Origin of the sequence: Xenorhabdus entomophaga, from assembly GCF_037996725.1 — a bacterium.
In the GTDB taxonomy this organism is placed as follows: domain Bacteria; phylum Pseudomonadota; class Gammaproteobacteria; order Enterobacterales; family Enterobacteriaceae; genus Xenorhabdus; species Xenorhabdus khoisanae.
Map to the genome: position 1 here is coordinate 102020 of NZ_JBBMXH010000001.1, position 9849 is coordinate 111868.

The 9849-nt window shown below is 43.5% G+C and carries 8 protein-coding genes; 6 read left to right on the forward strand and 2 right to left on the reverse strand.

Features of this window, described 5'->3' with window-relative positions:
* Window positions 1-114 precede the first annotated feature (114 nt).
* Complete coding sequence (gene fkpB, locus AAC854_RS00380; RefSeq protein WP_340615388.1) at window positions 115-585, forward strand: FKBP-type peptidyl-prolyl cis-trans isomerase; 471 nt, start codon at window positions 115-117, stop codon at window positions 583-585.
* Window positions 566-1519, forward strand: a complete 954-nt coding sequence (gene ispH / locus AAC854_RS00385) for a 4-hydroxy-3-methylbut-2-enyl diphosphate reductase (RefSeq protein WP_340615389.1) — start codon at window positions 566-568, stop codon at window positions 1517-1519. Before fkpB ends, ispH begins: the two co-directional genes overlap by 20 nt.
* Before the next feature lie 155 nt (window positions 1520-1674).
* Here the strand turns inward: ispH and AAC854_RS00390 are convergent, their stop codons facing one another.
* Complete coding sequence (locus AAC854_RS00390) at window positions 1675-2346, reverse strand: GNAT family N-acetyltransferase (RefSeq protein WP_340615390.1); 672 nt, start codon at window positions 2344-2346, stop codon at window positions 1675-1677.
* 565 nt (window positions 2347-2911) lie between these two features.
* Between AAC854_RS00390 and dapB the strand changes: the two genes are divergently transcribed.
* Window positions 2912-3733 carry a 4-hydroxy-tetrahydrodipicolinate reductase gene (gene dapB / locus AAC854_RS00395; protein WP_340615391.1) on the forward strand — a complete coding sequence of 274 codons (822 nt, stop codon included), beginning with the start codon at window positions 2912-2914 and terminating at the stop codon, window positions 3731-3733.
* Between the two features lie 115 nt (window positions 3734-3848).
* On the opposite strand, the gene AAC854_RS00400 is transcribed toward dapB, so the two are convergent.
* A complete protein-coding gene (locus AAC854_RS00400; RefSeq protein WP_340615392.1) occupies window positions 3849-3974 on the reverse strand; it encodes a hypothetical protein in 126 nt (41 codons plus the stop codon).
* Window positions 3975-4171: 197 nt separating this feature from the next.
* On the opposite strand from AAC854_RS00400, the gene carA reads away from it, so the two are divergent.
* The 3 genes from carA to AAC854_RS00415 all read left to right on the forward strand — a co-directional run bounded on the left by carA (window position 4172) and on the right by AAC854_RS00415 (window position 9449).
* Window positions 4172-5332, forward strand: coding sequence for a glutamine-hydrolyzing carbamoyl-phosphate synthase small subunit (gene carA / locus AAC854_RS00405; protein WP_340615393.1), 1161 nt, complete (start codon window positions 4172-4174; stop codon window positions 5330-5332).
* Between the two features lie 18 nt (window positions 5333-5350).
* Window positions 5351-8575 carry a carbamoyl-phosphate synthase large subunit gene (carB, locus tag AAC854_RS00410; RefSeq protein WP_340615394.1) on the forward strand — a complete coding sequence of 1075 codons (3225 nt, stop codon included), beginning with the start codon at window positions 5351-5353 and terminating at the stop codon, window positions 8573-8575.
* 193 nt (window positions 8576-8768) lie between these two features.
* Complete coding sequence (locus AAC854_RS00415; protein ID WP_340615397.1) at window positions 8769-9449, forward strand: tyrosine-type DNA invertase; 681 nt, start codon at window positions 8769-8771, stop codon at window positions 9447-9449.
* The last annotated feature ends 400 nt before the right edge of the window (window positions 9450-9849 follow it).

The following is a 9849-nucleotide window of genomic DNA, read 5'->3' on the forward strand; positions in this document are numbered from 1 at the left end:
AAAAATGATAATAAACCAGCCCCAGTGAACAAAACTGGGGCTGATAAATTTCATCTATACCCAATCCAATAGCGGTATACTTGCAATCATTTTTAAGTAAAAGGTTTGAGTAACATGTCAATGCAGGTGCAAGCGCACAGTGCGGTTTTATTACACTTCACTCTAAAGCTGGATGATGGCTCAACGGCAGACTCGACTTATAGTCAGGGTAAGCCCGCATTATTCCGTCTCGGTGATGGTAGCCTCTCATCCCCATTAGAACAGCAACTTCTTGGTTTAACGGTTGGCGATAAACATCAGTTCACGCTGACGGGAGAAACCATTTTCGGCAAACACAATCCTGATTTAGTCCAATATTTCACTCCCCGTGATTTTTCCGACGCGGGTATCCCTGAAGTAGGAACCATCATGTTATTTACCGCCATAAACGGCAGTGAAATGCCCGGGCTTATCAAGGAAGTTGCTGAAGGTTCCATCACTGTTGATTTTAATCATCCACTGGCTGAACAAAACATCACTTTTGATATTGAAGTGTTGGAAATTGACCCTCAGTTGGAGGAAACCCATGCAAATATTACTGGCTAACCCACGTGGTTTCTGTGCTGGTGTTGATCGTGCCATCAGCATCGTAGAGCGAGCACTGGAATTATACGGTGCTCCTATTTATGTCCGCCATGAAGTGGTACATAACCGCTATGTGGTTGACAACCTTAGAAATCGTGGCGCTATTTTTATTGAGGAAATATCAGAAGTTCCTGATGGTGCTATTCTGATCTTCTCTGCACACGGTGTTTCTCAAGCCATTCGTGCAGAAGCCCGTTCCCGTAATCTAACCATGCTGTTTGATGCAACCTGCCCGCTGGTCACTAAAGTCCATATGGAAGTGGCAAGGGCGAGTCGCAAAGGTAAAGAAGCGATTTTGATCGGGCATGCCGGCCATCCTGAAGTGGAAGGCACAATGGGGCAATACAATAACCCTAAAGGTGGCATGTATCTTGTAGAATCGCCGGGAGATGTGTGGAAACTGCAAGTTAAAGATGAAAACAACCTCTGCTTTATGACACAAACAACACTTTCTGTTGATGACACATCAGAAGTGATTGATGCCCTTAACGCAAGGTTTCCCAATATTGTCGGCCCACGCAAAGATGATATCTGCTATGCCACAACTAACCGTCAGGAAGCTGTCCGTGATTTAGCGTCAGGTTCTGATATCGTTTTAGTCGTTGGCTCTAAAAATTCATCAAATTCAAATCGGCTGGCTGAACTGGCACAACGTGTCGGAAAGCCCGCTTATTTGATTGATTCCGCAGATGATATCAAAGAAGAATGGATTAACGGCGCGAGCGCAGTAGGTGTAACAGCAGGTGCATCCGCACCGGATATTTTAGTGCAGCAAGTTATTGAACGCCTGAAAACTTTTGGTGCAAAGACAGTTAATGAATTGCATGGGCGAGAAGAAAACATTGTTTTCGAAGTACCAAAAGAATTACGCGTTGAAGTGAAAGAGGTTAATTAACTTAAGCTCAACGCTTTCAGGATCAGGCAAATTCAATCTCGGCTTTTTCAGGTTGGAATTGGAAGATGGGTTGGGAAAGAGAAGAAATTAATCCCGACCCGATCTCCCACAAAAATCCGAATACATAATGAACTCTTAAGTGCTCTGTCTGAAATTTATTTGAACCTATATCTATAAGTTTTAGTTGTCCCATCATATTTCCATTTGTCATTTCTCTCAATTGGATGTAATTCCATGTGAGATCCTGTCTCAACAAATCCCATCTCCATATATGCCGGTACAGCTTCAGATAATGGATTAAGTTTTAGATTACCGTTCTTCCCCAATTGTTGTGATTTATTTACTGCCTGTTCAATCAATAAAACCCCACAACCTCGAATACCGCAATGAGTTGCTAAATAATCGACCTCAGGCATATCAAAAGTAGCTTCACTTGCAAAAGAAAGTGATAAAATTCCGATAGGAACGCCTTTAAAATAAGCAGCAAAAAATAATGAATTTATTTTTGATGCTTTTTTTTCCTTAATAAAACGAGAGATTTTATTATGCGCAAGTTCAAAAATAGAAAATGCAGAATCATATCTCTTATTCCATTTTTCTTGTTGATTATCAAGCCAGTGTTCGGAATCATCACATTTCCATTCACAATCCATGGTTTCTGTCATTATTATATTGGTTACATTTAATGCTTCACTTGCACTAACTTCATTGATTTTTATAGACATTCTGGCATCCATCACTGAACTTATACCTAAAACAGACTTGGCATGAATTAAGGAACCCAATATTGTAGGCCGATTAATATTAAAAGATTTTGATCTAAACATTATGCTACCCCATACAATGGCTTAATTAATTAGATTTTCATTATCTCAATATCATGATAAACAACCAACTTCATTTAATGAAAATAACTTATGATTTGTATTGGTGTAAAAATAAATTAACTTTGTCAGATCATGATATGTAACAGAGTAACTTACTGTTTTATATCATCTCATCAAGATGTTTTTATTATTTTTATCGTAGAAAAATATAAAAGAGTGTTAGGAGATTAATTAAATTTTAGATTCAAATAAAAAAGAATAAGTATTTACTACAATAAGTGAATTACGATGGAAATACCACATTGTATTGCACTAATAATCTGCCTTTACTTCCTTGTTTACCACAAAAGCTTAGTGTATTCATAGCGTTTCTGACCAAAGGTCATTCAGCCAATTATTACGAATTGCCAGAGTCAGGAAGATAGATAAATTTGATAATTTCCAACATGATCCCTGTTTTTCTTATGATCAGGCTATAAATCTGGCGCTGCCAGTCCTTGCCAGTTAAGCTGTAAAACAATTTTCTTTGTCACCGCAGTTAAAAACGATTTACAGAGAGGGTCTTATGGCTGATACAGATATTCGCGTGGCTATCGTAGGTGCAAGTGGTCGCATGGGACGCAACCTTATTCAGGCTGTTCAACAACTGGATGGTGTTACACTTGGTGCAGCACTGGAACGTTCCGGTTCCTCTTTAGTGGGAAGTGATGCCGGAGAATTAGCGGGTATCGGTAAGAATGGAATTGCAATTAGTGACGATCTGCATCAGGTTATTGAGCAGTTTGATGTACTGGTCGATTTTACCCGTCCTGAAGGCACATTAACGTACCTCGCTATTTGTCGGCAGTATCGCAAGTCAATGATCATTGGCACAACCGGCTTTGATGATGCCGGTAAGCATGCCATTGCAGAAGCCTCCCGTGAAATCCCGATTGTTTTTGCTGCTAATTTTAGTGTCGGTGTCAATTTGGTACTGAAATTGCTGGAAAAAGCCGCCACGGTGATGGGGGAATATGCGGATATCGAAATTATTGAAGCTCACCATCGCCATAAAGTGGATGCCCCGTCAGGAACAGCACTCGCAATGGGAGAATCTATCGCCAATACGTTAGGCCGGGATCTTAAAACCTGTGCAGTTTATGCCCGTGAAGGTCATACCGGAGAGCGGGATCCAAAGAGCATTGGGTTTGCCACCATACGAGCAGGAGATATTGTTGGGGAGCATACTGCAATCTTTGCAGATATTGGTGAGCGTGTAGAGATAAGTCACAAGGCTTCAAGTCGCATGACTTTCGCTAATGGTGCGATTAAGGCAGCAATATGGATAAAAGATAAAAATTACGGGCTTTACAACATGAAAGACGTACTTAATCTCGAAAATATTTAATATATATAAAATTCATAATACTTTGTAATTACGTGATTTTTTATCATAAAATTGCGTAATTACAAGCAATTAATAAATTTATATAAAAAACAAACATTATCTTATGTTTTTATGGTCATAACTTGCCTTTTTGTTGCCTTTCTTCCATCAACATGAAAAAAGACACACTTTTTTCACGTTTTTCAGTTTTCTCTCGTACTAATCGAATATCTCCCCCTCTTTCCTTATGATTTTCAGCCATATTGACTCAATATAAGGCTAAGAGTTGTAAAAAAAACAATAAAAATGCCATTTTTTATAGACAAGCCCCCCTCTCATCATTAGAATGCGCGCAATTTGTCAAAATTTTGATAAAAATCATGATTGGCATTGATTTTAAGGATTAATTCTGAATTAATATGCAGTAAATGCGATTTATTATTCATTCTGGAGGGCGTTTTGATTAAGTCAGCTATATTGGTTCTAGAAGATGGAACCCAATTTCACGGTCGCGCCATTGGGGCAGAAGGTGTGGCTGTTGGAGAAGTGGTCTTCAATACCTCAATGACCGGATATCAAGAAATACTTACCGACCCTTCCTATTCCCGCCAAATTGTTACTCTTACTTATCCTCATATTGGTAATGTCGGCATCAATGCCGCTGATGAAGAATCCCCCGCCATTCAAGCCCAAGGCTTAGTCATTCGCGATTTACCCTTAGTGACCAGCAACTTCCGCAGTGAAGAAAATCTGTCTGATTACCTGAAACGCCATAATATTGTAGCCATCGCTGATATTGATACACGCAAACTGACCCGTCTATTAAGAGAAAAAGGGGCACAAAACGGCTGTATCATCGCGGGTAATGAGGCAGATGCCCAAGTTGCACTGGAAAAAGCAAAAGCATTCCCCGGCTTGAAAGGCATGGATTTAGCAAAAGAGGTCACAACAGCACAATCCTATCAATGGGTACAAGGCAGCTGGACACTTGAAGGTGGCTTGCCTGAAGCGCGTAAAGAACAAGAATTACCTTACCACATCGTGGCCTACGATTTTGGTGTTAAGCGCAACATCCTGCGTATGCTGGTCGATCGCGGCTGCCGCGTTACTGTCGTTCCGGCAAAAACGTCTGCTGATGAAGTACTGAAAATGGCGCCAGATGGCATTTTCCTGTCCAATGGTCCCGGCGATCCAGAGCCATGTGATTATGCTATTGAAGCAATCAGAACTTTCCTGAATACCGAAATCCCTGTATTTGGCATTTGTTTAGGTCACCAATTACTGGCCCTCGCCAGTGGTGCAAAAACCGTGAAAATGAAATTTGGTCATCACGGTGGCAACCATCCCGTTAAAGATCTGGATCGTGATGTTGTCATGATCACTGCGCAAAACCACGGCTTTGCTGTTGATGAAGACTCATTACCAGCCAATCTGCGCGTGACCCACAAATCTCTCTTTGATGGCACATTGCAAGGCATTCACCGTACTGATAAGCCGGCATTCAGTTTTCAGGGGCATCCTGAAGCCAGCCCAGGCCCGCATGAAGCCGCTTCGCTGTTCGATCACTTTATCGAGTTAATTGAGCAATATCGCCAGACAAACGTTCAGAACACTAAATAATCAGGAGAAAAAGAAAAAATGGCAAAACGTACTGATATTAAAAGTATTCTGATTTTAGGTGCTGGCCCGATTGTTATCGGTCAGGCTTGTGAGTTTGACTACTCCGGTGCGCAGGCGTGTAAGGCGCTGAGGGAAGAAGGCTATCGTGTCATTCTGGTGAACTCTAACCCTGCAACCATTATGACCGACCCGGAAATGGCGGATGCAACTTATATCGAGCCAATCCACTGGGAAGTTGTACGCAAAATCATTGAAAAAGAGCGTCCGGATGCAATTTTGCCAACGATGGGTGGACAAACTGCCCTGAACTGCGCATTGGAACTGGAGCGTCAGGGAGTCCTGAACGAATTCGGCGTCACCATGATTGGTGCAACGGCTGATGCCATTGATAAAGCCGAAGATCGCCAGCGTTTTGACAAGGCGATGAAAAAAATCGGCTTGGACACAGCACGTTCTGGTATCGCCCACACCATGGAAGAAGCGTTGGCGGTAGCTGAAGAAGTTGGTTTCCCTTGTATTATCCGCCCCTCTTTCACCATGGGCGGAACTGGCGGCGGTATTGCCTACAACCGCGAAGAATTTGAAGAAATTTGTGAACGTGGTTTAGACCTCTCTCCAACCAATGAACTGCTGATCGATGAATCCCTGATTGGCTGGAAAGAGTATGAAATGGAGGTGGTGCGTGATAAAAACGATAACTGCATCATCGTCTGCTCCATTGAAAACTTCGACCCAATGGGCATCCATACTGGTGACTCCATCACCGTTGCACCTGCACAAACACTGACCGACAAAGAATACCAAATCATGCGTAACGCATCGATGGCGGTCTTACGTGAAATCGGTGTAGAAACCGGGGGTTCAAACGTACAATTTGCAGTGAACCCGAAAAATGGTCGTTTGATCGTCATTGAAATGAACCCCCGCGTATCCCGTTCTTCGGCGCTGGCCTCCAAGGCAACAGGTTTCCCAATTGCGAAAATCGCAGCAAAACTGGCGGTGGGCTATACCCTTGATGAGCTGATGAATGACATCACGGGCGGACGTACTCCAGCGTCTTTCGAACCTTCTATTGACTATGTTGTGACGAAAATTCCTCGCTTCAACTTCGAGAAATTTGCCGGCAGCAATGATCGTCTGACCACTCAGATGAAGTCTGTTGGTGAAGTGATGGCGATTGGCCGTACATTTCAGGAGTCTTTACAGAAAGCCTTGCGCGGTCTGGAAGTGGGTGTGACCGGATTCGATCCTAAAGTCAATCTGGATGATCCACAATCTCTAACCAAAATTCGCAGCGAGCTGAAAAGTGCAGGCGCTGAGCGTATTTGGTATGTCGCAGACGCATTCCGCGCCGGCATGTCTGTTGATGGTATCTTCAACCTGACCAACATCGATCGCTGGTTTCTGGTTCAGATCGAAGAATTAATCCGTCTGGAAGAACAAGTTGCAGAGCAGGGCGTCAACAGCCTGACTTTTGATTTCCTGCGTCAGCTTAAACGCAAAGGTTTTGCCGATGCACATTTGGCGAAACTGGTAGGCATCTCTGATAAAGAGATCCGCAAATTGCGCCATGACTATAACCTGTATCCCGTGTACAAGCGTGTTGATACTTGTGCGGCAGAATTTTCCACCGATACCGCTTACATGTACTCCACATACGAAGACGAATGTGAAGCGAATCCGAACAATGATAAGCCAAAAATCATAGTATTGGGTGGTGGCCCGAACCGTATCGGGCAAGGCATTGAATTCGATTACTGCTGTGTCCATGCTTCACTGGCCCTGCGTGAAGACGGTTATGAAACTATCATGGTGAACTGTAACCCTGAAACGGTTTCTACCGATTACGATACGTCAGATCGTCTCTATTTTGAACCGGTGACACTGGAAGACGTACTGGAAATCGTGCGTGTTGAACAGCCAAAAGGGGTGATCGTTCAGTATGGCGGCCAGACTCCACTGAAACTGGCACGTGAGCTGGAAGCGGCGGGTGTCCCTATTATCGGCACCAGCCCTGATGCCATTGACCGCGCGGAAGATCGTGAACGTTTCCAGCAGGCCGTTAATCGCCTTGGCCTGAAACAACCCGCGAACGCCACAGTTTCAACTATCGAACAAGCGGTTGAGAAAGGTAATGCGCTGGGTTATCCACTGGTTGTTCGCCCATCTTATGTATTGGGCGGACGCGCAATGGAAATCGTGTATGACGAGTCTGACCTGCGCCGTTACTTCCAGACTGCGGTTAGCGTATCCAACGATGCCCCCGTTCTGCTGGATCGCTTTCTGGATGATGCAGTTGAAGTAGACGTAGATGCCATCTGTGATGGTGAGCGCGTTTTGATCGGCGGCATCATGGAACACATCGAACAAGCAGGTGTTCACTCTGGTGATTCTGCATGTTCTTTGCCGGCTTATACTTTAAGCAAAGAAATTCAGGATGTTATGCGCCAGCAAGTTAAAAAACTGGCCTTTGAACTGCGTGTCCGTGGTCTGATGAATGTTCAGTTTGCAGTGAAAAACAACGAAGTTTACCTGATTGAAGTGAATCCACGTGCGGCGCGTACTGTGCCATTCGTTTCCAAAGCGACAGGTTTGCCGCTGGCAAAAGTCGCGGCACGTGTCATGGCGGGTCAAACCCTGCTTGAGCAAGGTGCAATTGAAGAAATCATTCCACCTTACTACTCCGTAAAAGAAGTGGTGCTGCCATTCAATAAATTCCCGGGCGTTGACCCAATTCTGGGGCCAGAAATGCGTTCTACGGGTGAAGTCATGGGCGTTGGCCGTACCTTTGCAGAAGCCTTCTCAAAAGCCATGTTGGGCAGTAACTCCACCATGCGCAAAAAAGGCCGTGCATTGTTGTCAGTACGTGAAGGTGATAAAGAGCGTGTGGTCGATTTGGCGGCTAAATTGCTTAAACATGGCTTTGAACTGGATGCGACTCACGGTACGGCAGTCGTCTTGGGTGAAGCAGGGATCAATCCACGTTTGGTCAATAAAGTTCACGAAGGACGCCCACATATTCAGGACAGAATCAAAAACGGTGAATATGACTATATCGTCAATACCACCGCAGGCCGTCAGGCAATTGAAGATTCAAAACTGCTGCGTCGTAGCGCACTGCAATATAAAGTGCACTATGACACAACCCTGAACGGTGGCTTCGCAACTACCATGGCACTCAGCGCAGATCCTACTGAACAAGTTATTTCTGTACAAGAAATGCACGCAAGGATTGTTAAATAACATACCGTCATTCCTGACAGTATTCGCTTAAAAAACGGCTTCCCCAAAGTTGGAAATCCAACGAATAAGGAAGCCGTTTTATTTGGTGTTTTGTTTATTAATGATGCTTAATATTGCAGTCTGGGAATAATCAGCAACAATCATAGTAGGCATCTTTGATAATCATAGGGAGTCAAATACTGTGTCAAACATCATGTTAAAGCGTAAATATTTAACCCACTCGGAAATTGAAGTATTGCTGAAGGAATTGGAAAAACACCCTCACGCAGATCGAAACATCTGCATGATATTTATGTGTTTTATCCACGGTTTCCGGGTGTCTGAATTGCTGGGTTTGAAACTGTCTGATATCGATTTGGAGGGCAAAAAGCTGCGGGTGCAACGATTGAAGAATGGTTTTTCCACGATCCATCCAATGGTAGCGCGGGAAATTCAATTAATACGGAAATGGCTTTCACTGCGCCAGCGCTATAAAAACAGTGATCAAAGTGATTGGTTATTCTTGTCACGAACCGGGGCGCGTATGTCACGCCAACAGTTTTATAAGATCATCCGGCAAACCAGCTTAAAGGCTAAGTTAGCGGTTTGCGCGAATCCGCACATGTTACGACATTCTTGCGGCTATGCGCTGGCGGACAATGGCGTGGATACCCGCTTGATTCAGGACTACTTAGGCCATCGAAACATTCGTCATACCGTTCGCTACACCGCGAGTAATGCAGGCCGCTTCGAGACGATATGGCAAGAAAGAGGGAAACGAAAATTGTCGACAATTAGTACCAAACTGTTAACCAATAAATTTTCCCACTTTTTCAACACTATTTATCTTCACGTCTTTCGCAAGAATCAAAATAACTCTTTGATTCAAGCTTAAAAAATCCCCCTCTTACTCGAACCCCACACTTTGTTTTCCCCTTATCAAAATATTCCTTTTTTGCTATCACGTTGAACAAAAGTTTATATTGCTCGACATCGAAAGCTGTATAAATTAAAACCACCATTGATGTTGGAGTAATAAACCAAAATAATATTCAAACTAAGTTTAATCATCCTGGGTTAACAGTTTGGTACTAATTGTTAACCATTCGGCAGTTTCTTGTCTGAGATTTTCCGATTAATATTTAAACAACCACTGCTTCCCAAAGAAGCAGTTTAAGGATGATAATAAGTATCCCCCGGCATAGCCGGGGGTTTTTCATATGCGCCTATAAGGCTTTCTTACCAGCCGCGCCCTAACAGGCGCATCGCAATCTGACATTTGCATTCTATGGATT